Source organism: Microbacterium sp. R86528 (genome assembly GCF_044596335.1).
GTDB classification, from domain to species: domain Bacteria; phylum Actinomycetota; class Actinomycetes; order Actinomycetales; family Microbacteriaceae; genus Microbacterium; species Microbacterium marmarense.
Map to the genome: position 1 here is coordinate 2,521,356 of NZ_CP138996.1, position 25,910 is coordinate 2,547,265.

Genomic DNA, 25,910 nt, shown 5'->3' on the forward strand with positions numbered 1-25,910 from the left:
TCATATGACGAACATCCTTTGGTTCCAAGAAATCGGCATGGCAGACGTCAACCGCGTGGGAGGCAAGAACGCGTCTCTTGGCGAGATGGTTTCAAATCTCTCGGATGCTGGGGTCAGCGTGCCTGGAGGCTTCGCCACCACCGCAGACGCCTATCGCGAATTTCTCGCAGCGGATGGCTTGTACGACCGCATTCGCACCACAGTCGAAGCGCTGGACGTGAGCAACGTGGCCGATCTTGCTCGCGTCGGTGCGACCGTGCGCGAATGGATTGAACAGCAGCCGTTGCCTGCTCAGATCGAAGCAGACATTCGCTCAGCGTACGAGCAACTCGTGAGCAACGATCCCGAACCTGAGTCGGTGTCATGGGCGGTGCGCTCGAGCGCGACGGCGGAGGATCTTCCCGACGCATCATTCGCAGGTCAGCAAGAGACTTTTCTCAACATCAGCGGTATCGAAAATGTCTTGGCCGCTATTCGCTCGGTGTTCGCTTCGCTGTACAACGACCGGGCTATCGCCTACCGCGTGCACCACGGTTTCGACCACCATGACGTCGCGTTGTCGGCAGGTGTGCAGCGGATGGTGCGCTCAGATGTCGGGTCATCGGGAGTGCTGTTCACCGTCGATACCGAATCAGGGTTCGACCGTGCTGTCTTTGTCACCAGCTCATTCGGACTGGGCGAAGCGGTCGTTCAGGGCGCGGTCAATCCAGATGAGTTCTACCTCTACAAGCCAGCTCTCGAGGCAGGTCGCCCCGCAGTGCTGAAGCGCTCGGTGGGAGAGAAGGCGATCAAGATGATCTACGCCGATGGTAGCCACGCGGGCGGCAGCACAGTCTTCACAGACGTGCCCGTCGCGGAGCGCGCGCACTTCAGCATTAGCGACGCCGAAGTGGAAGAGCTTGGTCGCCAAGCGCTCGTAATCGAAAAGCACTACGGGCGCCCGATGGACATCGAATGGGGCAGAGACGGCATTGACGGCAAGCTCTACGTTCTGCAGGCGCGCCCTGAAACCGTCGTCTCTCGGGCGGACGGCAACGTCACCAGACGCTTCGCGTTGCACGAACACGGGCCGGTTGTGACGACCGGCCGCGCAATCGGCCAGAAGATTGGCGCTGGCGCCGTGCGCGTCATGAGTTCACTCGACCAGATGGACACGTTCAAAAAGGGCGAGGTGCTTGTCGCCGATATGACCGATCCTGATTGGGAGCCGATCATGAAGCTCGCGTCGGCGATCGTGACCAACCGCGGTGGGCGCACCTGCCACGCGGCGATCATCGCCCGTGAACTCGGCATTCCTGCGGTGGTGGGCACGGGAGATGCCACCACCATGCTTCAGGATGGCCGCGAAGTGACGGTCTCGTGCGCGGAGGGCGATGCAGGTTTCGTCTATGAAGGCATTCTGAACTTCGAAGAGATCATCACCAAGCTTGACGACATGCCGGTGAGCCCGACCAAGATCATGCTCAACGTGGGCACACCCGACCAGGCGTTCGCATTCTCAAAGCTCCCGAACAAGGGCGTGGGTCTTGCTCGCCTCGAGTTTGTGATCAACCGACAGATCGGCATTCACCCACGGGCGCTTCTGGAGTACGACACGCTCGAGCCTGAGTTGCGGGCCGAGATCACCGAACGCATCGCCGCGTACGAGTCACCGCGCGAGTATTTCGTCAGGCGGGTCGCCGAAGGGGTATCGATGCTCGCGGCAGCGTTCGCACCCGAACCGGTGATCGTGCGTCTGTCGGACTTCAAATCGAACGAATACGCCAACCTGATCGGCGGCGAACTATATGAGCCGCACGAAGAGAACCCGATGCTCGGTTATCGAGGAGCCTCGCGCTACATCTCGGAAGACTTCAGAGAGTGCTTCGACCTCGAGTGCGAAGCTCTGAAGTACGTGCGGGACGAGATGGGTCTGACCAACGTCGAGATCATGGTGCCGTTTGTGCGCACCGTGACTGAAGCGCAGTCGGTTATTGAGCTGCTGGGCCAGAATGGTCTGCGGCGCGGCGACAACGGTCTGCGAGTCATCATGATGTGCGAGCTACCCTCGAACGCGCTGCTCGCCGATGAGTTCCTTGAGCACTTCGACGGATTCTCTATTGGCTCCAACGACATGACGCAGCTGACGCTCGGCCTCGATCGTGATTCCGCGTTGGTGGCTCAGACGTTCGATGAACGCAACCCTGCTGTGCTCAAGCTGCTGTCGATGGCTATCGAGGCATGCCGCCGGGCCGAGAAGTACGTCGGCATCTGCGGACAGGGTCCGAGCGATCACCCCGACCTCGCCGAATGGCTGGTAGACCAGGGCATCGAATCGATGTCGCTCAACCCCGACACCGTCGTGGAAACGTGGCTCCGGCTCGCCAAGCGCAGTTCCGTGGGTGCGGCCTAGCGCCGGCCGATATTCTGGCAGCCGTGGACGCGCTAGCGTAGCTGCACGCGATCTTGCCGAACGAGGGAGTACCCGCATGACACAGCTCTATTTGGTCCGCCACGGAGAGACGGAGTGGAGCAAATCGGGCAGGCACACGTCGGTGACCGATCTCGATCTCACCGATCGAGGCGTCGAGCAGGCGCGCTCATTGCGTTCGCGCCTGAATCCCGACGAGTTTGGGCTGGTGTTGTCCAGCCCACGCTTGCGCGCGCGTCGCACCGCCGAACTGGCGGGGTTCGCCGATCCTCAGATCGATGACGATCTGGCTGAGTGGTTCTACGGCGACTTCGAAGGCATGACGAGCAATCAGATACGCGAGCTCCATCACGGCTGGCGAATTTGGTTTAACGGCTGCCAGGGCGGCGAATCTCAGGACCAGGTGCGAGCCCGGCTCACGAGGGTGATGACTCGCGTTCGCGAGTCGGGTGTCGACAAGGCAATCTGCTTCGCCCATGGCCATGCGCTTCGCGTACTGGCGCTCACGTGGTTGGACTTTCCACTGGTGTTCGGGCAGAGCTTTCCCCTCGAGGTCGCCAGCGTCTCGATCTTGGGGTACGAGAAGGAATCAGCAGCGGTGATCCGCTGGAACACCTGAGGGCTTGCGGTTCGCTAGGACTTGCGCCAATGGAAGAGGATTCCTACCGCCAGTGAGATCGACAAGATTCCCGCGATGAAAATCGGTCCCTGCCAATACTCCGCGGTAAACGCGGCACCGAACAGATAGAACCCCGCGAGGAACAAAACGATGTAAAGAACGAACATTGCGACCTCTACCCTCTCTCTGGTTCGATCGTAGCGTCGCGGAGCGGGTCGGCGCATCTCGTGCTCGCGCTACGCAATACTGAACCCAGGGAACAGGCCCAGGGGCGGAGTCAGTATGGTCGCGGTGACAACAGTGCTGGTCATCATCATTGTGTGGAGCGCGGTGTCATCCCCGCTGGATCGCCGTGGGATCACCTCGGCGCTCTTCTTTGTGGTGGTTGGGCTCCTCGTTGCCCTGCTGCTCCCGCAAGTGCTCGACATTCGGCTCGAAGCTCTCGCAGCCGAACGCATCGCCGAGGTGGGCCTTGCGCTGTTGTTGTTCAGCGATGCCACCCGATTGAACCTGCGTGCCCTGCGTAGCCAACTGAGCTGGCCGACTCGACTGCTGTTGATCGGCCTGCCGCTGTCGATTCTGGTTGGATTCGGCGTCGGACTCGTCGTATTCCCGGGCATAGCCGTTGCTTCGGCGTTTCTGCTTGCGACGATGCTTGCCCCGACCGATGCCGCGCTTGGCCAGAAAGTTATCTCAGACACCTCGGTTCCGCCACGCGTGCGCCAGGCGCTCGATGTCGAGAGCGGGCTCAACGATGGGCTGGGTGTGCCGTTCTTCCTGGTGGCACTTGCGATCGCCAACGCAGAGCTCGAGACCGGCTTCACCACTGCCGTGTTCACGAACATGGCCTTGCAGATCGGCTGGGGCGTGGCGGCAGGGCTGGCCGCTGGCATCTTCGGTGGCTTGCTCTTTCGCCTCGGCGATCGTCAGGGTTGGATCGCCGCCGATTGGCGTCAGATTCTTGCGTTGGTTTCAGCGTTGCTGTCGTACGCCATCGCGTTCCAACTGGGCGGCAGCGTGTTCATCGCCGCGTTTGTCGGTGGAATCACTTTCGGCTACACGGTGGGGCCTGTGCGCTCGGTGGTCAGCATGCTTGCCGAACAGGCGGGTGATCTCTTGGCCGCGATCACCTGGATCGCGTTCGGCGCACTGGCGCTATCGCTCGCCATCCCGCACATCACCTGGCAGGTCGTCGTCTATGCGATCCTGAGCCTGACCGTCGTGCGCATGTTGCCGGTTGCGATTGCGCTCGCCGGTCGTGGAGCGCGAATGCAGACGGTCGCATTCATAGGCTGGTTCGGCCCTCGCGGACTCGCATCCCTGGTGTTTGCTCTGCTCGCTCTTGAGCGTGGAATTCCTGAAGCTGAAGTCGTGCTCACGACCGTCGTGGTGACGGTTGCCCTCAGCATCCTGCTGCATGGATTGTCATCGGTCCCACTGGTGGCGGCTTACCACCGTTGGTACTCGGCTCACTCGTCTCGAACTCCGGATGCGGCGGAGGCGGTCTCGACCATCGTGCCGCGGCGCCGACGTGAGATCCCCGGTGCTTCTGACGTCGGAAAAGCGTAAAGCTCACGTCTTTTGGGCCTCCGAATCGCGAGGTGGGATCAAGGTCGTCCAGACTTGGTGCCATGAATGCGAGCAAACAGAGCAAAGGCGTGCGCCGCAAAGCGGCGCGCGCCGAGTTGAAAGACACCGCCTACGAGATCTTCATCGGAATTCTCTCGCTTCTATCGATCGTCAACATCGTGCTGGTGTATGCGCTCGCCGATGACGAAGCGATGCGCATTGTGCTCAACGTGATGAATGGGCTCTTTAGCCTGATCTTTCTCGGCGACTTCATCTACCGCATCACCACGGCGGCGTCGGCGTCGACGTACTTCTTCCGATCCTTCGGTTGGGCAGATCTGCTTGCGAGCCTGCCGTTCCCGCAGCTAAAGATCCTTCGTGTATTCCGTCTCGTGCGCGTCGCGCGATTGCTGAGAGACGTCGGCGCGCGCACCGTGCTGCGCACGCTGGTGAGCGATCGCGCTGACAGCGCGTTGATGACGCTGCTGCTCATGGGCGTTTTTGTGCTTCAGTTCGGCAGCCTCGCGATTCTCGCAGCCGAAGATGGCGTTGAGGGTGCGAACATCACGAGCGCATCAGATGCGCTCTGGTACACGGTCGTCACGATCTCGACGGTCGGCTATGGCGACCAGTACCCGGTGAGCGAGGCAGGTCGCTTGATCGGCGTGCTCATCATCATTGTGGGTGTGGGTATCTTCGGTACGTTCACCGGCTATCTCGCCAACGCGTTTCTCGGGTCTCGTTCCGACGATGATTCCGAGACGGATGCTGCTGGCGCTCCAGAGGATGATGCCCAAGTAGCCGAGGGAGAGGAAAGCTCGCCAACCGCCCGGGGCGTCGCCGGCGGAGCAACGTCGGGGGCCGTCGCGGCAGGCATGCGAGCCGGCGGATCCGACGATCTCGAAGGTGACGACCGTGACGAACGGGTGCGTGAGTTGCTTGGTCAGTCTGAGGCAGCGCTGGCCGAGCTTCGCGAGCTCCTCGCGACGCGGAGCTGAGTATTCGCGAACGTCGGCTGGTGGCGGTCCGGTTGAGTGTGGCTTGCGCAAAGGCCCTAGGCTCCTATGGTGTCGATTCTGCGAACAGGGGATGCCGCGCGGGGTGAAGATCTCGACGCGTTGTTGCTGAGCACAAAGCTGAACGTGCCGATGCCGCGCGCTGGACTCGTCAGTCGGCGTGAGCTTATCGAGCGGGTGCGCACTGCGCGCGTGCGCGCGGTTGCAGTGTCGGCGCCAGCTGGCTACGGCAAGTCGAGCTTGCTCGCGGAGTGGGCAGCGATTGAGAAACGGCCGGTGGCATGGGTATCGCTTGATCGGTACGACGATGACCCGGGGACGCTTCTCGCCCTGATCATCTCGGCCTTTGTCGGCTCGGTCGGCGGCGACCCCCGGCTCATTGCCGATGTTCAAGGTCGCGGAACGGCCGCGTTGGGTCGATCGGCTCCCTTGGTTGGTGCTGTGCTTCGAAACAGTGACAGGCCATTCGTGCTGATGATTGATGACCTGCACGAGTTGGCGTCGCCTGACTGTCATGACGTGTTGAGCGTGATCATCAGCAACATGCCCGAGGGGTCGCTGTTCGTCTCGGCAAGCCGACACGAACAACCGCACGTTGCCTGGCTGCGAGCCGATGACGATGTCGTCGAGGTCGGTATGGAGAGTTTGGCGCTTGACGCCTCGGGCGCAACGCAGGTGTTTGCGGCATCGCGGGTTGAACTCTCGCCGCACGAGTCGCGAGAGGTCGTGCTGCGCACTGAGGGCTGGCCGGTGGGCATGCAACTGGCAGCGATTGTTTCGCGTGACGGGGGGAATGTCGCCGCAATCACCGGAGACGACCTCACCATCGCGGACTATCTGTACCGCACCACGCTCGCCTCGCTACCCGAGCCGATCCAACAGTTCCTGCGTCGAACCGCCGTGCTCGCGAGGATGTCTGCGTCGCTCTGTGACTACGTGCTGAACGAGTCGTCTTCACAGGCGAAATTGCTTGAGCTTGAGGCATCCGGTCTATTTCTGATCCGTTTGGATCGTCGGCGGCAATGGTTTCGCTATCACGCGCTGTTTCAGGAGTTCTTGCTCAGCGAGCTTGATCGCCTCGAACCAGGACAAGCCGCTCATCTGCACGCGCGCGCCGCGGATTGGCACGAGAATCATGGCTCGCCAGCGCGCGCAGTGGAGCATCTGTTAGAAGCAGAAGAGGTCGCCCGCGCGGTGCAGGTCACCGCGCAACTTATGTTGCCGACCTACGAATCAGGTCAGGTTGCCACCGTGCAACGCTGGTTGTCGGTGCTGGGCGATGACGCGATTGCGGAGTATCCACCCATGGCCGTCATGGCGGGGTGGATCATGGCGCTTACCGGTCAGGCCCGCGAAGCTGAACGCTGGGCGGCGCTTGTCGAGCACGCGACGTTTGAGGGAACCCCGACCGATGGCACCGCCTCGTTTGATTCGGGTCGCGCGATGCTGCGGTCGTATCTGTGCGTTGACGGTCCCGAGCAATCGCGACGCGATGCCGATTTCGCGCTCGCCCAAGAACCATCGTGGAGTCCGTGGCGCGATCTTGCGCTAGCCGTCGCGGGCGAGGCGCGTCTTGCGCTCGGAGATGTGAGCGCAGCAAAAGCCCATTTCGCTGAAGCATCTGAGGTTGCCCGCACGGGTGGCAATCGAGAGATCGGCGCGATCTGCGATGCGGAGATTGGCTTGATTGCGATGACAGCGGGGGACTGGGATATCGCCGAGACAGTGGTGAATCGAGCGCGCACCACGGTTTCTGAACACCACCTCGAAGACTATGCCGCCGCGGCCATGGTCTTTCCGGCGGCTGCGCGGTTCGCGCTGCATCAAGGTCGCACAAAGGATGCACAGCGAGAGCTGGCCTCGGCGATGCGCGTGCGCACTATCTGCACCCATGTGCTGCCGACCCTCGGGGTGAGGTTGCGCTTGCACACCGCGTATATGTACGTGTCGCTGGCTGATGTGTCGACGGCGCGCCACCTCGTGCGTGAGATCGACGACATCATTGCGCAGCGGCCGAAACTCGGCGTGCTGATCGATGAGGTCGCCCGATTCAAGCGTCGGCTTGACGCGCATTCGTCTGACGGGCTGAACGGGCCACCGCTCACGCCGGCCGAGTTGAGGTTGCTGCCCTACCTTCAAACTCACCTGACGTATCCAGAGATTGGCGCTCGACTGTTTGTGTCGCGCAACACCGTCAGCACCGAGGTGAGCGCGATCTATCGCAAGCTAGGGGTTTCTTCTCGCATGGATGCGGTGAACCGCGCGATCGAGGTCGGTTTGCTCGGGGCCTGAGCCGCGACGCAGCGTTCTCGTTACGATTCGTCTAAGTCGTAGCCGAGTGCTGATGCAACTTTGGGGGCCGCATCGACGACCCGCGGCGCGCCGACAACCGCGCTCACTCCAACAAGTACGTCGACGATTTCGTCAGGGCTCGCGCCGGCGCTGATTGCCGCGTCGGTGTGCTCGCCGAAAGACGCGCCAGCGCCTCCTATCGCGACCAGAGCCGCAAGTCGCGCTAGCGCCAGCGTTTTCGGCGTCACCTCACCACGCAGCCTCGAGTGGCTACTCGCTGTGGTGGGGTCGCTCACTGACAGAGACCGCAGTCGATCGCGATATGTAGGCATCAGCATCCTCACCTCATTTAGTGTTGGGTCGACGCTACGGCGCTGCGATTCGCGGCGCATCATGCACTCTGCATGACGTGTGCGAACGCGGTTGATGGTTTGCTGGGGCAGTACCTTATGCAAGGAGAGATCATGATTTCGGATCGTCACGCTCGCACGATGCTGCCCATTCCTGATCGGCCGGCGCCCGGGCTGACCACGTACGACGCTAAGGACCCCGACACGGCGTACCCACCGATCGAACCACTGCAGCCACCCAAAGGTGCGCCGAACGTTCTCATCGTGCTGATTGATGACACCGGTTTCGGCGCATCGAGCGCCTTCGGAGGCCCGTGCGCCACGCCCAACGCTGAACGACTTGCGGCCGGCGGATTGAAGTACAACCGATTCCACACGACCGCACTGTGCGCCCCGACGCGCGCTGCACTGCTGAGCGGTCGCAACCACCACTCGGTGGGCATGGGCAGCATCACCGAGACCGCGACTTCAGCACCCGGCAACAGTTCACTTCGTCCCAACACCAAAGCGCCGCTCGCAATGACGCTGAAACTCAACGGATACTCCACTGCTCAGTTCGGCAAGTGCCACGAGGTGCCCGTATGGCAGTCGTCGCCCATGGGGCCGTTTGATTCATGGCCATCAGCCGGCGGTGGGTTCGAGACGTTCTACGGCTTCATCGGCGGCGAAAGCAACCAGTGGGAGCCCGCGCTCTACAACGGCACCACACCGGTCGAGCCGCCGGCGACAGTCGAAGAGGGCTACCACATGACCGAAGACCTCGCCGACAACGCGGTGACATGGATTCGCACGCAAAAGTCGCTCATGCCCGAGAAACCCTTCTTCGTCTACTTCGCGCCTGGCGCGACGCACGCGCCCCACCACGTGCCGAAGGAGTGGTCGGACAAGTACAAGGGAAAGTTCGCGGGCGGTTGGGACCGCGTGCGCGAGACCACTTTCGCTCGGCAGAAAGAGATGGGTGTTATCCCACCGGATGCGGAGCTCACCCCTCGTCACGACGAGATCCCGGCGTGGGATGACATGCCTGCTGACATGAAGCCGGTACTCGAGCGCGAGATGGAGGTTTACGCGGGCTTCTTGGAGCACACCGATCACCACGTGGGGCGAATCGTCGATGTGATCGAAGAGCTGGGCGAACTCGACAACACGATCATCTACTACATCATCGGAGACAACGGGGCTTCGGCCGAAGGCACTCTGAACGGTGCGTTCAACGAGATGGCAAACTTCAACGGCTTGGCGGCTCTCGAGACGCCGGAGTTCATGCAGGCGAAGATGGACGAATTTGGCACCGCGTCGGCCTACAACCACTACGCGGTGGGCTGGGCTCATGCGATGAACACGCCATTTCAATGGACCAAACAGGTTGCTTCGCACTGGGGCGGCACGCGCAACGGCACCATCATGCACTGGCCTAATGGGATCAGCGACCCCGGTGGCGTGCGCGAGCAGTTCACGCACGTGATCGACGTTGCTCCGACGATTCTTGAAGCGGCTGGACTACCGGAGCCGACAATGGTCAACGGTGTGCAGCAGTCGCCGATGGAAGGCACGTCGATGCTTTATTGCCTCAACGATCCGGAAACTCCGGAGAAGCACGACGTGCAGTACTTCGAGATGTTCGGCAATCGCGGCCTCTATTACAAGGGGTGGAGCGCGGTCACCAAGCACCACACGCCCTGGGAGATGGTCGGTGCAGACCTTCCTGCGTTCGACGACGATGTGTGGGAACTTTACGATGGCAAGAGCGACTACACCCAGGCGCGAGACCTCGTCGCCGACAACCCCGAGATGCTTGAGAAGCTCCAGCGGCAGTGGATCATCGAAGCGACCAAGTACAACGTGTTGCCCATCGATGACCGTGGTGCAGAGCGTCTTGAACCGGGTCTTGCCGGTAGGCCCACGCTGATCCACGGCACTTCTCAGCGGCTGTACCCCGGGATGGGCCGCCTCTCTGAAAACAGCGTTGTGAGCATCAAGAACAAGTCTTTCCAGGTGACGGCCGAGGTCACGGTGCCGGCCGGCGGGGGTGAGGGGGTCATCATTGCTCAGGGCGGCCGCTTCGGTGGCTGGTCGCTGTACGTCAAAGACGGCCGACTCACCTTCGTCTACAACGTGCTCGGCATTCATTCCTTCGCCACCGTCGCCGACGGCGTCATTCCGGCCGGGACTCACCAGGTGCGGATGGAATTCGACTATGCGGGCGGTGGACTCGGCAAGGGCGGCGACGTCACGCTGTACTACGACGGCGAACAGACCGGTTCCGGTTCGGTTGCGGCGACGCAAGCGCTGATCTTCTCCGCAGATGAGACAACCGACGTCGGTCACGAGACGGGCACCATGGTCTCGTCGGACTATGACGCGAAGTCGAGCAAGTTCACGGGAAAGATCCACTGGGTGCAGATCGACCTGGGAGATGACGACCACAACCACATGGTCGACCCGCAGGAACGCCTGCGCGTCGCAATGTCGCAGCAATAGGAGATCACCATCGCTGAAAAGGATTCCCCTACTGACGCTGAGATCGCAGCCGCTGTCACGGCGGCATACACCGCGCATCGCTCAGATACTGGCGGTGCGAACGCAAGCTATATTCCGTATTTAGCTTCTGTCGACTCATCACTCTTCGCGGTAGCGGTAGTCACCGTCGACGGCAGCGTGCACGTCGCAGGCGATTCGCACGTCGACTTTGCCATCGAGTCCATTTCCAAGCTCACCACAATGGCTCTTGCGATGAGCCAAATCGGCCCCGACGCGTTCCATTCCAAGGTGGGCGCTGACCCCACGGGCATGGCGTTCAACTCGGTGATGGCCTTGGAAATGCACAGCGACCTTCCGCTTTCACCGATGGTCAATGCGGGGGCGATGGCGTCGACCAGCCTGGTTGTGGCAAAGGACGCAGAGGATCGCTGGCGCCAGATCTTGAAGATGCAGAGCGAGTTCACCGGCCGTGATCTGCAACTGAGCGAGGTGGTGAATAGTTCAGAGCAACAGACGAACTTTCACAACCGGGCGATCGCCTGGCTGCTTTACGGCGGCGGTGCCATGCACTGCGACCCCATGGAAGCCGTAGAGATCTACACGCGGCAGTGCTCGACGATGATCTCGGCGGTCGACCTGGCGACCATGGGAGCGACGCTGGCGTTTGACGGCGTCAATCCGGTGTCTGGTGCAAGGGTCGTTGAGAGCGAACTCGTGCCGCACTTGCTCGCAGAGATGATGATGGAGGGCATGTACACGCGCTCGGGCGATTGGGCGTACACAGTCGGGTTGCCCGGCAAGAGCGGCGTGGGCGGCGGCGTGGTTGCCGTAGCGCCGGGCGAGCTTGCGATCGCGGCCTTCTCGCCGCCTCTCGATGAGGCCGGCAACAGTGTGCGCGCTCAAGCAGCCATTGCAGATGTCGCCACGGCTTTGGAACTCGGGCTGTTTCGCAGCCGTTCAACGTCCTAGACCAACGAAAAGTGTGAGCGCCCAAACCATCGGGCGCTCACACTTTTGCACTGCGCTATGCGAGCAGCTTCGCCTTCGCGGCTGCGAACTCCGAATCCGACAGAATGCCCTGCGAGTGCAGCGTGGCAAGTTGGGTGAGCTCAGCCATGAGGTCTGAACCACCGCCAGCAGGAGCTGCGGGCGCCGGGGCGGGCGCTGCAGGCTGAGCGTTGGCGACAGCTTGCGCAGCGGCGGCATCCATCGCCGCCTGTTGCTGCTGCGCTTCCCACGCTTGAGCTTCAGCGGCTTGGTTGGCTTTGTTGGCTTGGCGGGAGCGCATGCCACCTGATACTGCCGTGGCGGTGCCAGCGACAACCGCCGTGCGCGCTGCCATGCCAATCAGGCCTGGACGACCTCTTCGCAACATGGTGTCTCCTTCAATCGAGGTGTTCGGACAGGTACGCGTTTACGAGGGGAGCGGGGATGCCCTGCCGGCTCACGACGAAACCGCCAGCGTCGTAAAGAGTCGCCGCGAACGACTTTGCCCACAGCAGTTCTACGACGAGGATCGCGGCGGACGCGCCCGCAGGAACTGCGTCGGCCAGCGCTTCGATGTCTTCCTCGCTCGCCAAACCGGCGAGATCGAGGGCCGGAACACCCGCATCGTCGGTGGTGTCGGTGATCTCGGCGATGGTGAGATCACCATTCGCATCGCGCGTCGCGAAAATCAGATCAAGCAGGTTCACGGTGCCCGATGCGACGAGGTCATCGATCGCTTGCAGAACGGCCGGACCCGGCCGATCGCCATCGAATCCGATCGTGTAGAACTCGATCGGGCCGTAGTCGAATGTGGTCATGGGCGAGACCTCCGTAGGTCAGCGGTTGTGGACACTCTTCAGCATCCGCCCGATTCATGATTTTGTCATCATCCGGTCGGGGTGATGTCTCATGCCCGACCGGATGATGGTGCCTAGCTTGCGAGCGCGCGAGTCTTCAGCGAGTCAAACTCTGCCTGCGTGATCGCTCCCGAGTCGAGCAGCTTCTTGGCCGACTCGATTTCAGCCGACGGTGACGTCGGGGCAGCGACGCTGCGGATGTATTCGGCGGATGCTGCCTGAGCATCGCGCGACTGCTTCATCTGGCGTTCGCCCATGCTGCGGCCGCGAGCGATCAGGTACACGAACGCACCAAGGAACGGCAACACGACCAAGAAGATGATCCACAGCGTCTTGCCCCACCCGTTGAGAGTGTGGTCGCGGAAGATGTCGACGAAGACCGTGATGAAGATCCAGATGCACGTGATGAAGATGTAGATCCAAAAGAACCAGACGAAGAAGTCCCAGATGCTCATAAGCAAAACCTTTCAAGTTTGGGCGCACCGCATAGTGGATGCATTGTTCACGCTACGAGCGCGCGGTGCGATGCGCGTCATGCGGATGGGATGATATCGCCGCGCATGTCGGTGTCAGCGTGCGTGACTAGCGTCGGCGTCGGCTTCGGCTTCGGCTAGGGGGAGCTCTAGCTCAAAGGTCGCGCCGCCGCCGGCGGTTTCATGAACCGACACGAACCCGCGATGTTCCGCCGCGATCTGCTGGGTCACCGCAAGCCCGAGACCAGCCCCGTCGTGGTGCAGGCGTGTGCGCGACGGATCCGAACGGTAGAAGGGCAAGAAGATCTTCTCGCGCTCCGCGAGGGGAACGCCGGGCCCATGATCGACAACCGAAACGAGAACGATGTCGTTCGCCTGCGCAACAGTGATTGATACGGGGCTAGTCGGGGGCGTGTGGCTGCACGCGTTGGCGCCAAGATTCAGTAGCGCTTGATGGAGTCTGCCCGGGGTGCCTGACACTCGTGCTGATGGCGGGTTGCCGAAGTGCGCCTCGATGGTGCGCTCAGGGAAAGCTGCGCGCAAGTCATCGACAACGTTGGACGTGAGCACCGCGAGGTCTACTTCTTCGTGTTCGGCGGCCAGGGGGCTGTCGTCTCGCGCAAGGCGCATCATCGAGGTCACCAGTTCGTTGAGACGGATGCTCTCATCGCCTACGCGCGACATCGCTCGATCGAGAGCTTCTGAGTCGGCCAACATGCCTTGCGCATAGAGGTCGGCGTACCCCTTGAGCGCTGTCAGAGGGGTTCGAATCTCATGTGACACATCGGCGAGAAGTCGGCGCATATCGTCGCGCGCCTGGGTCGCGTCGCTCGTCGATTGTTCCCGCGCTGCGATCGCTGCGCGCAGGTGATCAACCATGCGGCCTAGGTCTGCCGTGAGCTCGGCGATCTCCCGGGATCCCTCCGACGGTTTGATCACGGTGTTAAGCTCACCGGCCGCGATGCGACTCACTGCGGCCGTGGTCTCAGTGAGCGGTCGGGAAAGGCGCCCCGCGACAACCCAGACGATTGTTGCCTCAAGCATCACGATCACGATTCCCCCGACGAGCAACGCCTGTCGCAAGCTCGTGATGGCCGCGTCGAAGCTGCTGAGCGAGAGGGCTGTGACTCGTGTCAGTTCGTCATTCTCCTGTGACACCAGCACTCGGTATCCGTCGGTGCTGAGCGTGCTGCCGAACGGCTCGGTGGCGAGTTGTGTCAACGTTTCGGCCGAGAAGGGATTCACTCCACCCCGCTGAGCGAGCAGTTCGCCGCCACTGGTCATTACGAGCTGCACGGGCAGTGCATCATCAGACAACTCAGCAGCATCGGTGGGACGGAGCGGGGGAGTCGATGATGGGTCGCCTTGTTCGAGCGGTGCGTTGGGATCAACCGGGGCGAATGCTGAGAGCGGCGTGAGCTCGGCGCGAGAGAGCTCGCGGTCGATTTCATCGAGCCGCTGTGAGCGCTCACTAGCGTCGACAAAGAGCGCGAAAGCGATGAAGCCGAAGGTGATGGTGGTGACGATCGGGATCAGCAGCATCCATCGCAGAGAAAGCCTTCTCACCGTGGCCCCTCGCGCAGAACATAGCCCACGCCCCGCCGGGTGTGTATGAGCGGCGGGTGCCCGTCATCAACTTTGCGACGCAGATAGCCGATGAACAGCTCAACAACGTTCTCGCTGCCCGTGAAATCTTCTCCCCAGACTTCGGCCAAGATCTGGGACTTCGACACCACGACGCCACGGTTCTCCATGAGGTACTGCAGCAGGCGATGCTCAGTGGCCGAAAGATCAGCCAGCACTCCGGCTCGGCGTACTTCGTACGCTGCTGGGTCGAGTGTCAGAGATCCCACCTGCAGCAGGCCGTGGGCAGGCGAGGGATAGCTGCGACGCAGTATTGCCGCCACCCGAAAGACCAACTCGTCGACCGTGAACGGCTTGGTGAGGTAATCATCGCCGCCGGTCGCGAATCCTCGAATGCGATCGTCGGCATCAGCGCGAGCACTGAGGAACAGAATCGGGGTATCTGTGCCAGCTGAGCGAAGTCGCCTGCAGACTTCGAATCCGTCGAGCCCCGGGAGCATGACATCGAGCACAATCAGGTCGACTGGTTGGGCTCGCAGTTGTGTCAGTGCATCGAATCCGTCGCCCGAGTGCGAAACGGTGTGACCTTGAAATTGCAGCGCGGTCACGACGACGTCGCTGATCGCTTCGTTGTCTTCAACGACCAGAACGCGATGGCGAAGCGTTGCAGAGGTTTCACTGGTCACGGGTTTGAACCTAGCAAGTGCAATCACGAGGAGCACAGCCACAGCGTCGCCACAGCACCAAGCGGCATGCTGTGGGCATGATGCTCTCTCGCTCACGCCGGGTCTCCCGCACACTCCTCGTCGCAGGTCTTGCGGCCACTGTGGCACTTCTTGCTGCTTCATGTGCGGCGAGCGAAGAAGAAGCCTCTTCGTCGTCGTCTGCCACGTCAGAAGCAAGCGACACTGCCACCGAAACCGTTGTCGCTCCGACCGGCATTGACCTCACGCTCTTCGCCGACGACGCGATCGTCGGCGAGCCTGAGCTAGTTGACTGCACCCTCAGCGAAGGCACCGAAACCACGTGCTACGAGTTCACGATCTCGGGCTACCCGAGCACCTATGAGACCGGCCCATTCTGTCCAGACACCATCACAACGAGTGCTGACGATGCGGGTATCTGGTTCGATGGGGAAGACGTTTACGATCTCGATGGCGAGTTCATCGCTGGTCTTGCAGATCTGTACGGCAGCGGCTGGCAGATGTATGACGAAGACGGCAACGTGTATGTAACCGAAACTATCGAGGCCTTCGAGGCAGCCGCTCGGCCCGACGTCGATCCGGAATACCAGAACTACTGCATCGAGGGCAGCATCGACTTTCTCGACAACAGCGAGCCTATCGAAACGACCGTGACGATCCCGGCGGAACCCGTCGCCGCGTCCGCAGCGTCGTCAACGCAGGGCAACCTCGGGGTGACCCTTGATGGCGTCGTGATTGCGTTGTCGGCTCCAGTCGACGCAATCCTCGGCGCGTACACGATCGCCGCGTTCGACGACTGCGGCGGACACTACAACCCATTTGAGGGCTATCACCTGCATGGTGCGGCCGGATGCTCAGAAGTCGAGTCCGCCAGCGAAGACGAAACCGGACAGTTCGGCTATGCCATGGATGGTTACCCGGTCTTCAGCCCCTACACCGAAGAGCAGCTCGAGTCCGTTGAGTTGGACGAATGCAACGGGCATACCACCGAGGCCGAGGGGTATCACTACCACGCCAATGCCATCGAAGAGAATCTCGTCATCGAGTGCTTTGTCGGTCAGGTAGTCGCTAACGAAGAGGGCGCTGGCGGGCCGCCCGCCGGTGGACCCAACGACTAGCGCTGACGCCTGATTGCAACCCAAGGATCAACAATGAAGCTTTCTTCAAAACTTCTGCTCGTTCCGATTGCCTGTTCGGCGTTGCTATTGGCGTCGTGTGCAGCCGAGAATACGGATGCTTCGACGCAGACCTCGGACTCCGAGTCCGTCACGGTTGAGACTCCTGAGTCCACGCAGGTCGAGCTGATCAGCATGTTTGGCGATGACGCCCTCACCAGTGAAGCCACCACCGTCGACTGCACGCTCGAAAACGGCACCGACACGACGTGCTACCAGTTCGAGGTCGCGAGCCTGCCGTCCACGGTCGAAACAGACGGACCGTACTGCCCAGCGACCACCAGTGACATTGGCGGGATCTGGGTCTGGGACGGAGATAATCCCGGACTTTACGCACTCGACAGCGAGTACTGGGACATGATGTCGGCGCAAGGCTATGACTTCGTGGATGCTGATGGCAACATCTCGATCTCTGACCCTGCCGCGCCCTCAGAGACTGCAACTGAGAACTCTTGCTTGGAAGCGACCCCCGATGGCTCGTACCACCTGCAAGTGTTGATTCCTACGGCGCCGGAGCTGCTTGATGAGCCGGTAGACCTCACTGAGATCTCGCAGATCGGGCTTGCGTTCGACGGTGTCACGATCTTTGGTGATGCGCCCTCTGTCGCAGACCGTGGTGGTCTACCCGCGTTGGACGCGTGTGGCGGACATATTGACCCGAGCGGCTACTACCACTGGCATTTCGGTGCTGAGTCGATCCAGACGAACCTCGATGACGCCGACACCGGCCTCATCTGCGACGTCACCCAAGAAGTAGAGGCCTCGATCGGACTCGCGTTTGATGGCTACGTCATCTATGGGCCAGAAGAAGACGGTGCGGTGCCGAGCGATCTCGATGCCTGTGGCGGACACGTCTCAGACACGGATGAGTTCGGTGAGGTGTACCACTATCACCTGTCGTATGACTCGCCCAACCTGCCGCTGTGCCGGGTTGGTGCGGCAGCCGACGGCAAGCTGTCGAGTCCTGACGGCGACAACATCGCGTTACCTGACGGCGAAGGCGGCGGCCCCGACGACGGCGGCGGGCCTCCCGGTGGGAACGGCTGATAGGTGAATTCGTTTCATACTGAGCCCACGACGAGAAGCCGTGGTGTGTCGGTACTGATCGGTGTGGCGATGCTCCTGGGGCTCCTCACGATCGCCTCTCCTGCGGCAGCGCACGATGGAACCATCGCCCTCACGCTCGCCGTCGAGGACGGAAGAATCGTTGGAACGGGACTCGTCGCGTTCGAAGACGTGGGCCTCGAAGACACGTCTGGTGACGGGCTGATCGATCAGTCAGAGATCGGCGCGCAGCAGTCAGCGCTTGCCGAGAACCTGGTATCGATTGTCAAAGACAACGTCGAGCTCACCGTCAACGGTGGTGCGGTCGAGATCATTGGTGCTGGGCTCGGCGCAGACGAGTCGGTCGTTGCTTCTGAGTACATCGGACTTGCGTTCGCTACGGCAGAGTTTGGCGACGAAGATGTTGCGCAACTTGAGGTCGTGTGGCAGTTCACCTCACCGACCAACAGTGTCGTGGTTTCGCAAAACGACGAGCTGGTTATCGGGCACTTGAGCGATGACGGTGCCGTGACCTTCACCCTTGATGGGTGGGCGACCGCAGCATCCTTCTTCTTCCAAGGTATTGAGCACATTCGGCTGGGCCTTGACCACGCGCTGTTCCTGATTGTGCTTGCACTGGGCGTGGTTGGCGCGCGCGTCGATCGTTCAACCATGTGGCGGGTGGTGAAGCTTGTGACGGCGTTCACCGTGGGACACGCGATCAGCCTGTGTTTGGCGTATTTTGAGATCTTTCCGGTGCCCGCCGAGATAGTTGAGCCCGCGATTGCGCTATCGATCGTGGCCGTCGCAGCGCTCGCCGCGCTGGGCAGGCTGGGCAAGCATCCGTGGTGGATCGCCGGTGTGATCGGGCTCGTGCACGGGCTCGGCTTCGCGTCGAGCCTGGCACGGTTGGGCCTCGCGACCCAAAACCACATTGTGGCGCTGCTGATGTTCAACCTCGGCATTGACGTCGCGCAACTGGCGGTTGTGGCAATCGTGCTCGCGGTTTACGCGCTTCTGGGCTGGCTCTTGCCCCGACAGCTTGAGTATGTGCGAATTGCGGTCTGCGTCGCAGTCGGTTTGGTCGGCCTCTATTGGACGGTCACACGCGTTCTGCCGGTGTGACGCGAGGTCTGGGGGCCTGGTATCGCCACGTGGACGGACGTTCGGATGGCCAGGTGCTCAGATGCCCACGTGCCCACGCGTTCGTCTGCCCAGGCGTTCAGGCGTTCAGGCGTTCAGGCGTTCAAGCGTTCAAGCGTTCAGGCGGCCCTGGCTGCCCACGTGCCCAGGCTGCCCAGGCGGCCCAGGCGGCTAGGACAGCAAGAAGTCCGGGTGAAGCACGCTTGATGCGGCGCACTTCACCCGGACTTGTTATTGCTTACTCTTTGTCTTTCTCGCTCTGCTCGTTCTTCTCGCGCTTACGCTGCTCGCGCTCTGCGCGTCGGTTTTCGCCAACCGTTAGCGATGCATCACCCGACGCTGTGTGACGCGGGTTCTCTGGGCCCTTGGGCTCAATACGGCCCGGCTCCAGCGTGCGGCGCACGTCGTCGGCAGTGACCACTGCAATTTGACCGGTTGCGGTGTCGTACCACTCGGTGAGTGCCGGGTCTTCGGAATCGAATCCGGCTCCCGCGCCCTCGTCGGCGCCCACTTCGGTCGAGCCGAAGACGAAGTCATCGCCGTGCTCTGCAATACCGAGGCGAACACCCTGAGCGATCGCGGCCCTCGCATAGCGACGGCGCAACATATACGGGTCGGTCTGCAGTTCTCGGCCCCACGCGAACATGATGCCGATGACGATAATGGCGAACGGCAGTGCCGTCACGACCATGATCGATTGCAATCCAGACAGTGCAGTCTCGCCGCCTGCCAAGAGGAGAGCGAGCGCTGCTGCGCCGAGCAAGAGACCCCAGGTGATGGTCACCCACGTCGAAGGCTCCGGCTTGCCTCGCTGGCTCATCGAGCCCATCACGATGGCAGCCGAGTCAGCCGACGTTACGAAGAACAGCACGATCGAGATCATGGCGATGACGGAAACGACACCACCGAACGGCAGGTTCGATAGCATGGCGAACAGCACGGCCTGTGAGCCGCCGGCTTCGCTGATGCCCAACCCCTGCAGCTCCATCAGCATTGCGGTGCCGCCCATGATGCCGAACCAGACGATACACACGGCCGACGGCACAATGATCACGACGGTCACGAACTGTCGCAGGGTGCGACCGCGTGAGATCTTGGCGATGAACATGCCGACGAAAGGCGTCCACGAGATCCACCAAGCCCAGTAGTAGTTCGTCCAGCTCGACATGAAGGCGGCCGCGTCTTCACCCTGCGCAGGGTTGCGCATGAGCATCATCCACAGATCGTTGATGAAGGCCGGCACGCTCGCGGGAATGATGTTCAGCAAGAACAGCGTCGGGCCCATGATGAACACGAACAGGCCGATCACGCCGGCAAGCACCATGTTGATGTTCGACAGCGCGCGAATGCCTCGCTTGATTCCCGAGACAGCAGACACGACGAATGCGGCGGTCAGCACCGTGATGATGATGATGATTGCGCTGTTGCCGAGCGGTCCGGCCCCGGTCACGAACTCCACGCCGCTGGCGATCTGAAGCGTTCCCATGCCGAGCGTGACGCCGGTACCGAACAGCGTCACGATGATCGCGAACACATCGATTGCTGCGCCCAGCGGTCCGTCGGTCTTCTCACCGAAGATCGGCTGGAAGATCGCCGAGATGAGCGGGCGACGTCCGCGTCGGTAGGCGGCATAGGCGATCGCGCCGCCGACGAGCGCATAGAAGGCCCATGCCAGCGGGCCCCAGTGCAGGATCGACTGCGAGAGCGCGTCGAGCATTGCTCCTTCAGAGCCCGGTTCCGCGTCGAAGCCGGGCGGCACATTGTTGAAGTAGAACAGCGGCTCTGCCGACCCCCAGAAGATGAGGCCGATGCCCATGCCCGCCGAGAACAGCATCGCAATCCACGAGACGGTGGAGAACTCGGGCGCCTCATTATCGGCGCCGAGGCGGATGCCACCCGTACGGCCGTAACCGACGATGAACATGAACACGATGGTCACCATGGCGAGTGTTGAGAACAGCCAGCCGAAGTTCGTCGTCACCCAGGTCAGGGATGCCGACCCAACGGCGCTGATGCTGTCGGGAGCGGCGAAGCCCCAGATCACAACGCCCAGCACCATGACGCCAGCGATTCCGAATACCGCCCAGTTGGTGCTGAACTGTCGGGGGGTGTCTTCGACGCCGATTCCCGGAATCAGTGCGGGGTGAGTCACCTCTTTGAGGATCTTCTTGGGGTCTGCCTTTTTAGGCGTATCAGAGCCACTTGGTGCGGTCATCGACGTGTCTCCTCTGCGTGTCCCACTTGGCGGGACTACGACTAGTTCGTTTCATTCGTCGTGAATCGTTCGCTCTACCTTACAGAACGCTGTGAATGCCCCAAAAGAGGGCTCACATCGTTCCGGTATCGTTCCCGATGGCACAGCAATGCGGCGGGCCCTCGATGGAAGGCAACACGATGCACTTCGGACTCATTCAGAACTACTCGAGCGACATTCATGAGATAGCGGACGCAGTGGAAACGTACGAGGCTGCCGGCCTTGACACGATCGCGGTCGCTGAGGCGTATTCATTCGATGCCGTCAGCCGGTTGGGCTATCTGGCAGCCAAGACCACGCGCATCGGCTTGATGTCCAACATCTTCCAGCTCTATACCCGCACGCCAAGCCTCACCGCGATGACCGCAGCGAGCCTGGACTCGCTCGCCGGAGGGGGCTTCACTCTGGGGCTTGGCGCTTCGGGACCCCAAGTGATTGAAGGCTTTCACGGGGTGAAGTACGACGCGCCGCTGGGTCGCACTCGCGAGATCGTCGACATCTGCCGTCAGGTGTGGCGCCGCGACCCGGTGGTTCACGACGGTCGACACTATTCTGTGCCGCTGTCGCGGGAACAGGGCGGCACCGGCATGGGAAAGCCGCTGAAGCTCATCAATACGCCGGAGCGAACGAACATCCCCATTTCGATCGCGGCGCTCGGCAGCAAGAGCGTTGCTCAAGTCGCAGAGATCGCTGAGGGGTGGCAGCCCATCTTCTACGACCCCAACCGAGCTGACCGCGTCTGGGGCGAATCGCTGGAGCAGGGGTTGTCGCGTCGCGACCCGCAGCTCGGCACGCTCCAGATTCAGGTGCAAGTGTTCTTCGCCTTCGGTGACCCGTCGCCGAAGGCGCTGATGGCCGTGCGTGCGCAGCTGGCGCTCTACATCGGCGGCATGGGTGCGAAAGGCAAAAACTTCTACAACGACATTGCGGTGCGCTACGGCTACGAGGCTGAAGCGGCCGAGATCCAAGAGCTCTACCTCTCGGGGCGTCAAGCCGAGGCGATCGCGGCCGTGCCAGACGAACTGCTCTATGGCGTTGCGCTCTTCGGCGACGGTGAGGAGTTGAAGCGCCGCATTGCGGCGTTCGAAGCCGCTGGGGTGACCACCCTGCTGCTTGCACCCGTCGCCGACACCCCCGAGCAGCGGCTGAACGATGTCACGTCGCTGCTTGATCTGGTGCGCGACTAGCTAGATCAGTACCAGCCGACAGACTCAGAGTGCGACCATGCACCACAAGGCGTGCCGTAGGCCGCCGAGATATACCCGAGGCCCCACGCAACCTGAGTCGCTGCGTTCGTTTGCCAATCCGCACCGGCGCTCGCCATCTTGCTGCCGGGCAGCGACTGCGGAATGCCGAACGCCCCACTGCTGGCGTTGTAGGCCTGGTAGTTCCAGCCCGATTCGCGGTTCCACAGCGACACGAGGCATGAGAACTGGTCGGCGCCCCATCCGTACTGCGAGGCGCCCAGCTCCTGTGCGTACGCTTGCGCATCGCCAGCGGAGTTCGAACCGGTAGACGCAACGGCGGCGCCAGTGCCCGTGGCTTGTTCAGCCGACTCCTCGGCTGCCGCGGCCTCAGCTTCCGCGGCGGCTTCTTCGGCGGCCTGCTGTTCAGCCGCTGCCTTCGCGGCGGCTTCTTCTGCCGTCTTCTTGGCAGCCGCGGCAGCTTCTTCGGCGGCCTTTTTCGCCTCGGCGTCTGCTAGTTCTCCGCTCAGCTCGTCGGCGCGCGCCTGCACGAGTTCGGTCTCAGCAACGGTGTCAGCAGTGAGCCCAGGAAGAATCAGCAACGGCATTACCTCGAGCCCATCGAACTTCTCGATGTAGTCGCGAAGCGCCGTTGTGTCGATCGAGGTGTCGTCGAGTTCGAGCTCGGATGCCGCAATGTCGCCGGCGACCGCTGCAGCCGCTGTCAGCGCGGCGTTGGCTGCATCGAGGGCGGTCCGCGCCTGGGCAGAGATGTCGTCGAGGGTTTGCGCGTCTTCGCTCGCTTCGGTGAGCGCGGCAACCGGCGATGCCGGATTGAGAGTCTGCGCGCTCGCCGGGGTAGCCGTGGCGATACCGGCGGCGATCAGCAGCGAGAGGCTCAGCCCGAAGGCGGCGGAGCGAGTGGCGGTCATGCTTCGCAGTGAAGGGTTTTCAGTGCGAGCGGGCTGGGGGAAGAGCATGGGGGAGGCGTTCTTTCTGAGGGGACTCGGTGCCGAACTCCGCGGCAGTTGCGTAGTCGGGTGAGCGCAAGTGAACGAGTCTGGGCGCTCGCTCTGGACGAACCCCTTGTGAGCGCTGGTAAAAGCGTGAGAACGCGGCTGACCCACTTCCGCGAAACATGACTTCGCGCACGAAACAGGCCGCACGACAGCTCGTCTCGCGCACGAGGTCATGTTTGGGGGAAAGTCGGTTGCGCCAGCGCGTGCGGTGCGCATCACCGCGGTACTCGCGAGTCGCTACCAGGCGTCGACGGTGAGGTGCATCGCCTGCACGTACTCGTGGATCTCTTCCGCGCTGGCGCCCGAGCGCATCACGACGTGGAGTCCAAGGAGGTAGGTCGTGAGCACATCAGTGCGCGCCCGTGCGAACTCGGCCTCGCTTTCGCCGCCGGGCCACGCCGCTGCGACAAGCGTCGACAGCTGTTGACGCATCTGCTGTCGGTAGTCGGATGCGAAGTCATAGCCGGGCAGCGTGCCGCGCAGCTCGTTCGAAGCCATCACCATCAGGCATCCATCGCGACCACGCTCTGACACGGCATCGATCTCAAACAGGGTCAGGAACTTGTGAGCCGCACTGATGCCGCTGCCGGATTCGGCGATGAGTTGGGAGAACATCTGCATCCGCTCCGCGAGGTAGCGGCGCAGCACGATTGCGAACAGTTCTTCTTTGCTGCCGAAGGTGCGATAGAGGCTCGGTTTGTGCATTCCGCTGGACTCGACGATGTCGCTCATCGTGGTTTGGGAATAGCCCTTGCGCCAGAAGAGCGCGGTGAGCTCAGCCAGCACGCGCTCTTCGTTGAAGAGGCGCGGCCGGCCGACGGAGGTGCTGGCTATCGCGCTCATGGCGACACTCTACGCCGATGCAGACGAATTTGAAACCGCTCGGTAGTAAAGCTGGTTGAACTATGTTACCGTTCGGTACCGAATACATCTTGTGCGGCGTTGGCGTGTGCCTGCTCGTACCAGTCGAGAGAAAGAGGATCACCATGGAACTTCGCAACCGTCGCGGAATCATCACCGGCGCAGGCCAAGGAATCGGTCGAGAAATTGCTCTCAAGTTTGCGGCCGAGGGCGCACACCTGCTTCTCGTGGGCCGTCGCGAACAGACGTTGAATGAGACCGCACAGCTCGTCAAGGCTGCGGGCGGCCGCGCAGAGATTCTTGCCCAAGACCTCAGTACTGCAGACGGTGTCAATGCGGTCGCTCAGGCTGTTGCCTCGTGGGACGCCGTGAACTTGCTGGTCAACAACGCCGGCAACGTGCGTGCCGGTCGTCTCGAGAACTCAAGCGAGAATGACGTGCGCGCGATGCTGGATCTTGACCTCAGCGCGCCGATCCTGCTGACACGGGCGCTTCTGCCTCAGTTGCGCGCGAGCGGTGCGGCAGACGGCAGTGTCATCGTGAACGTCTCAAGCTCGATCGCCCTCGTCGCTATGCCTTTCTACGCCGTCTACGCAGCGGCCAAGTCTGGGCTTGCTGCCTTTGGCGAATCGCTGCGCCGTGAGCTTCATGGCACTGGCGTGCACGTCGCCACTTTGTACCCGGGCGCAACGGACACGGCGATGATGACCACTAACAACGCGGGTTGGGAAACTGCGTCGGTCGCCGATGTGGTGGGAACGCTAATGGCAGCCCTCGCCGCTGGCGAGTATGAGATCAACGCCACGCCGGAGTCTGCTCGAGGTATGCAGCAACTCAACGCGACGGACTCCTTGGCCGTCGACGCGATGATCGTGCCTGGACTCGCTGACATGGAAGCTGCTGTGCAGGATCACCGCAGCATCTGAGAACTGATGGGTGCCCGTCGCGCGAGCGGCGGCTGACCCCGCGGTGGCGTCCGACGGTGGCTGACCGCGCGGTGGCGCCCAACTGTGGCCCGACGGCGGCTGATCGCGCTATGGCGACCAACGGTGGCTGACCGCGCTGTAGGCGCCGCTTAGGCAGTCGCTGTAGACAGCGCGGTCATCGCCGGCACATCGAGCAACACGATGCGCCCCCTCGATTGCCTGATGAGGCCGCGCGAAGCGAGATCAGACATCGCCTTGCTGGTCGACTCTCGGGTGGTGCCGAGCAACCCCGCGAGCTGTTCGTGGGTCAGCCTGATCGTGACGTGGCCCGTCCGTGAACGGCGTTGCGGCTCACCCAAACGCACGAGCGTGCTCGCTAGACGAGCCAGCAACGGACGCAGCGCGAGATCGGTGAGGCGCTCTTCGAGGCGCGCAACCTGCTCGCCGAGGTGCCGAGAGATGCGAATCGCGATGCGCGGGTCTGAGAGCAAATGCTGTTCCACATCTGTGACGCTCAGCTCGCACAGCAGAGTCTCTTCGATCGCTTCGGCATAGTTGTCGTACATGCGCTGGCCGACCAGCATCATTTCGCCGAATACAGCGCCGGGCTCAAGTATCGCCATCGTGAGTGCTTTGCCGTCTTCGGCGACGCGAAAGACGCGAACGCGCCCAGATTGCAACACGAATAGCGCATGAACCGGTTGGCTCTGGCTGAAGACGAGTTCGCCCGTGCGATAGGTGCGAGACGGTGCCATCCGATCAATCGCAGCGAGTTCATCTGGCGAAAGGTCGGCAAAGAGTTCGACGGCGCTCAAGCAGTTGAACGGCTCATCGTTGGCAAGTACCAAGGGGTTGCTCTCTCGCTGAGTGGGGGCCCACGGGCGTTGACCCGAGAGCGGTGCGGCCACCACGTTGGCAGCGCACTGACCAATCATGTGCCCACCACCTGACAATCCGCTCAT

At 62.0% G+C, this 25,910-nt stretch carries 23 protein-coding genes; 12 read left to right on the plus strand and 11 right to left on the minus strand.

Going from position 1 to position 25,910, the window contains the following annotated elements; genetic code table 11:
* Window positions 1–4 precede the first annotated feature (4 nt).
* Both ppsA and SJY18_RS11610 read left to right on the plus strand, forming a co-directional pair.
* The gene (ppsA, locus tag SJY18_RS11605; RefSeq protein WP_396667697.1) at window positions 5–2,392 is read left to right on the plus strand and encodes a phosphoenolpyruvate synthase; all 2,388 of its coding nucleotides are present in this window, start codon (window positions 5–7) and stop codon (window positions 2,390–2,392) included.
* A gap of 76 nt (window positions 2,393–2,468) precedes the next feature.
* Window positions 2,469–3,029: a histidine phosphatase family protein gene (locus SJY18_RS11610; RefSeq protein WP_396667698.1), complete on the plus strand. Its 561-nt coding sequence runs from the start codon at window positions 2,469–2,471 to the stop codon at window positions 3,027–3,029.
* Between the two features lie 14 nt (window positions 3,030–3,043).
* On the opposite strand, the gene SJY18_RS11615 is transcribed toward SJY18_RS11610, so the two are convergent.
* Window positions 3,044–3,196, minus strand: coding sequence for a hypothetical protein (locus SJY18_RS11615; protein WP_363582586.1), 153 nt, complete (start codon window positions 3,194–3,196; stop codon window positions 3,044–3,046).
* A 124-nt stretch (window positions 3,197–3,320) separates the two neighbouring features.
* Between SJY18_RS11615 and SJY18_RS11620 the strand changes: the two genes are divergently transcribed.
* The 3 genes from SJY18_RS11620 (at window position 3,321) to SJY18_RS11630 (ending at window position 7,906) form a co-directional block, all read left to right on the plus strand.
* On the plus strand, window positions 3,321–4,598 hold the full coding sequence (locus tag SJY18_RS11620) for a cation:proton antiporter (RefSeq protein WP_396667699.1): 1,278 nt from the start codon (window positions 3,321–3,323) through the stop codon (window positions 4,596–4,598).
* Between the two features lie 62 nt (window positions 4,599–4,660).
* Window positions 4,661–5,596, plus strand: a complete 936-nt coding sequence (locus tag SJY18_RS11625; RefSeq protein WP_396667700.1) for an ion transporter — start codon at window positions 4,661–4,663, stop codon at window positions 5,594–5,596.
* A gap of 69 nt (window positions 5,597–5,665) precedes the next feature.
* Window positions 5,666–7,906 (plus strand): LuxR C-terminal-related transcriptional regulator, encoded by a 2,241-nt coding sequence (locus SJY18_RS11630; RefSeq protein ID WP_396667701.1) that lies wholly within the window; start codon window positions 5,666–5,668, stop codon window positions 7,904–7,906.
* A 20-nt stretch (window positions 7,907–7,926) separates the two neighbouring features.
* Here the strand turns inward: SJY18_RS11630 and SJY18_RS11635 are convergent, their stop codons facing one another.
* The gene (locus SJY18_RS11635) at window positions 7,927–8,238 is read right to left on the minus strand and encodes a carboxymuconolactone decarboxylase family protein (protein ID WP_396667702.1); all 312 of its coding nucleotides are present in this window, start codon (window positions 8,236–8,238) and stop codon (window positions 7,927–7,929) included.
* Window positions 8,239–8,370: 132 nt separating this feature from the next.
* On the opposite strand from SJY18_RS11635, the gene SJY18_RS11640 reads away from it, so the two are divergent.
* Window positions 8,371–10,737, plus strand: coding sequence for a sulfatase-like hydrolase/transferase (locus tag SJY18_RS11640; protein WP_396667703.1), 2,367 nt, complete (start codon window positions 8,371–8,373; stop codon window positions 10,735–10,737).
* Between the two features lie 9 nt (window positions 10,738–10,746).
* A complete protein-coding gene (glsA, locus tag SJY18_RS11645; protein WP_396668915.1) occupies window positions 10,747–11,706 on the plus strand; it encodes a glutaminase A in 960 nt (319 codons plus the stop codon).
* A 55-nt stretch (window positions 11,707–11,761) separates the two neighbouring features.
* Here the strand turns inward: glsA and SJY18_RS11650 are convergent, their stop codons facing one another.
* The 5 genes from SJY18_RS11650 to SJY18_RS11670 all read right to left on the minus strand — a co-directional run bounded on the left by SJY18_RS11650 (window position 11,762) and on the right by SJY18_RS11670 (window position 15,324).
* Window positions 11,762–12,112: an SHOCT domain-containing protein gene (locus tag SJY18_RS11650; RefSeq protein WP_337337210.1), complete on the minus strand. Its 351-nt coding sequence runs from the start codon at window positions 12,110–12,112 to the stop codon at window positions 11,762–11,764.
* Between the two features lie 10 nt (window positions 12,113–12,122).
* Window positions 12,123–12,542, minus strand: a complete 420-nt coding sequence (locus tag SJY18_RS11655; RefSeq protein WP_337337211.1) for a DUF6325 family protein — start codon at window positions 12,540–12,542, stop codon at window positions 12,123–12,125.
* Window positions 12,543–12,655: 113 nt separating this feature from the next.
* Window positions 12,656–13,036: an SHOCT domain-containing protein gene (locus SJY18_RS11660; RefSeq protein ID WP_337337212.1), complete on the minus strand. Its 381-nt coding sequence runs from the start codon at window positions 13,034–13,036 to the stop codon at window positions 12,656–12,658.
* 114 nt (window positions 13,037–13,150) lie between these two features.
* Complete coding sequence (locus SJY18_RS11665; protein WP_396667704.1) at window positions 13,151–14,620, minus strand: sensor histidine kinase; 1,470 nt, start codon at window positions 14,618–14,620, stop codon at window positions 13,151–13,153.
* On the minus strand, window positions 14,617–15,324 hold the full coding sequence (locus tag SJY18_RS11670) for a response regulator transcription factor (RefSeq protein WP_396667705.1): 708 nt from the start codon (window positions 15,322–15,324) through the stop codon (window positions 14,617–14,619). Before SJY18_RS11670 ends, SJY18_RS11665 begins: the two co-directional genes overlap by 4 nt.
* 77 nt (window positions 15,325–15,401) lie before the next feature.
* Between SJY18_RS11670 and SJY18_RS11675 the strand changes: the two genes are divergently transcribed.
* Genes SJY18_RS11675 through SJY18_RS11685 form a run of 3 tightly spaced genes read left to right on the plus strand, consistent with a single transcriptional unit; the run spans window position 15,402 to window position 18,686 of the window.
* A complete protein-coding gene (locus tag SJY18_RS11675; protein WP_337337215.1) occupies window positions 15,402–16,460 on the plus strand; it encodes a YHYH protein in 1,059 nt (352 codons plus the stop codon).
* A 33-nt stretch (window positions 16,461–16,493) separates the two neighbouring features.
* On the plus strand, window positions 16,494–17,564 hold the full coding sequence (locus SJY18_RS11680) for a YHYH protein (RefSeq protein ID WP_396667706.1): 1,071 nt from the start codon (window positions 16,494–16,496) through the stop codon (window positions 17,562–17,564).
* Window positions 17,565–17,609: 45 nt separating this feature from the next.
* On the plus strand, window positions 17,610–18,686 hold the full coding sequence (locus SJY18_RS11685; protein ID WP_337337217.1) for a HupE/UreJ family protein: 1,077 nt from the start codon (window positions 17,610–17,612) through the stop codon (window positions 18,684–18,686).
* A gap of 256 nt (window positions 18,687–18,942) precedes the next feature.
* Here SJY18_RS11685 and SJY18_RS11690 read toward each other — a convergent pair whose 3' ends face one another.
* Window positions 18,943–20,919 (minus strand): BCCT family transporter, encoded by a 1,977-nt coding sequence (locus tag SJY18_RS11690; RefSeq protein ID WP_396667707.1) that lies wholly within the window; start codon window positions 20,917–20,919, stop codon window positions 18,943–18,945.
* A gap of 137 nt (window positions 20,920–21,056) precedes the next feature.
* On the opposite strand from SJY18_RS11690, the gene SJY18_RS11695 reads away from it, so the two are divergent.
* Window positions 21,057–22,145 carry an LLM class F420-dependent oxidoreductase gene (locus tag SJY18_RS11695; RefSeq protein WP_396667708.1) on the plus strand — a complete coding sequence of 363 codons (1,089 nt, stop codon included), beginning with the start codon at window positions 21,057–21,059 and terminating at the stop codon, window positions 22,143–22,145.
* A gap of 5 nt (window positions 22,146–22,150) precedes the next feature.
* Here SJY18_RS11695 and SJY18_RS11700 read toward each other — a convergent pair whose 3' ends face one another.
* A complete protein-coding gene (locus tag SJY18_RS11700) occupies window positions 22,151–23,074 on the minus strand; it encodes a hypothetical protein (RefSeq protein WP_396667709.1) in 924 nt (307 codons plus the stop codon).
* Window positions 23,075–23,398: 324 nt separating this feature from the next.
* Complete coding sequence (locus SJY18_RS11705; protein WP_396667710.1) at window positions 23,399–24,004, minus strand: TetR/AcrR family transcriptional regulator; 606 nt, start codon at window positions 24,002–24,004, stop codon at window positions 23,399–23,401.
* A gap of 143 nt (window positions 24,005–24,147) precedes the next feature.
* On the opposite strand from SJY18_RS11705, the gene SJY18_RS11710 reads away from it, so the two are divergent.
* The gene (locus tag SJY18_RS11710; RefSeq protein WP_396667711.1) at window positions 24,148–24,948 is read left to right on the plus strand and encodes an SDR family NAD(P)-dependent oxidoreductase; all 801 of its coding nucleotides are present in this window, start codon (window positions 24,148–24,150) and stop codon (window positions 24,946–24,948) included.
* A 149-nt stretch (window positions 24,949–25,097) separates the two neighbouring features.
* On the opposite strand, the gene SJY18_RS11715 is transcribed toward SJY18_RS11710, so the two are convergent.
* Window positions 25,098–25,910, minus strand: a complete 813-nt coding sequence (locus tag SJY18_RS11715) for a Crp/Fnr family transcriptional regulator (RefSeq protein WP_396667712.1) — start codon at window positions 25,908–25,910, stop codon at window positions 25,098–25,100.

Excerpts from the sequence above, each read along its gene's own strand:
- ppsA (WP_396667697.1), top strand. The coding sequence starts at position 5 with ATGACGAACATCCTTTGGTTCCAAGAAATCGGCATGGCAGACGTCAAC.
- SJY18_RS11610 (WP_396667698.1), top strand. The coding sequence starts at position 2,469 with ATGACACAGCTCTATTTGGTCCGCCACGGAGAGACGGAGTGGAGCAAA.
- SJY18_RS11615 (WP_363582586.1), bottom strand. The coding sequence starts at position 3,196 with ATGTTCGTTCTTTACATCGTTTTGTTCCTCGCGGGGTTCTATCTGTTC.
- SJY18_RS11625 (WP_396667700.1), top strand. The coding sequence starts at position 4,661 with ATGAATGCGAGCAAACAGAGCAAAGGCGTGCGCCGCAAAGCGGCGCGC.
- SJY18_RS11635 (WP_396667702.1), bottom strand. The coding sequence starts at position 8,238 with ATGCCTACATATCGCGATCGACTGCGGTCTCTGTCAGTGAGCGACCCC.
- SJY18_RS11640 (WP_396667703.1), top strand. The coding sequence starts at position 8,371 with ATGATTTCGGATCGTCACGCTCGCACGATGCTGCCCATTCCTGATCGG.
- SJY18_RS11650 (WP_337337210.1), bottom strand. The coding sequence starts at position 12,112 with ATGTTGCGAAGAGGTCGTCCAGGCCTGATTGGCATGGCAGCGCGCACG.
- SJY18_RS11655 (WP_337337211.1), bottom strand. The coding sequence starts at position 12,542 with ATGACCACATTCGACTACGGCCCGATCGAGTTCTACACGATCGGATTC.
- SJY18_RS11660 (WP_337337212.1), bottom strand. The coding sequence starts at position 13,036 with ATGAGCATCTGGGACTTCTTCGTCTGGTTCTTTTGGATCTACATCTTC.
- SJY18_RS11675 (WP_337337215.1), top strand. The coding sequence starts at position 15,402 with ATGATGCTCTCTCGCTCACGCCGGGTCTCCCGCACACTCCTCGTCGCA.
- SJY18_RS11680 (WP_396667706.1), top strand. The coding sequence starts at position 16,494 with ATGAAGCTTTCTTCAAAACTTCTGCTCGTTCCGATTGCCTGTTCGGCG.
- SJY18_RS11690 (WP_396667707.1), bottom strand. The coding sequence starts at position 20,919 with ATGACCGCACCAAGTGGCTCTGATACGCCTAAAAAGGCAGACCCCAAG.
- SJY18_RS11695 (WP_396667708.1), top strand. The coding sequence starts at position 21,057 with ATGGCACAGCAATGCGGCGGGCCCTCGATGGAAGGCAACACGATGCAC.
- SJY18_RS11700 (WP_396667709.1), bottom strand. The coding sequence starts at position 23,074 with ATGACCGCCACTCGCTCCGCCGCCTTCGGGCTGAGCCTCTCGCTGCTG.
- SJY18_RS11705 (WP_396667710.1), bottom strand. The coding sequence starts at position 24,004 with ATGAGCGCGATAGCCAGCACCTCCGTCGGCCGGCCGCGCCTCTTCAAC.
- SJY18_RS11710 (WP_396667711.1), top strand. The coding sequence starts at position 24,148 with ATGGAACTTCGCAACCGTCGCGGAATCATCACCGGCGCAGGCCAAGGA.
- SJY18_RS11715 (WP_396667712.1), bottom strand. The coding sequence starts at position 25,910 with ATGAGCGGATTGTCAGGTGGTGGGCACATGATTGGTCAGTGCGCTGCC.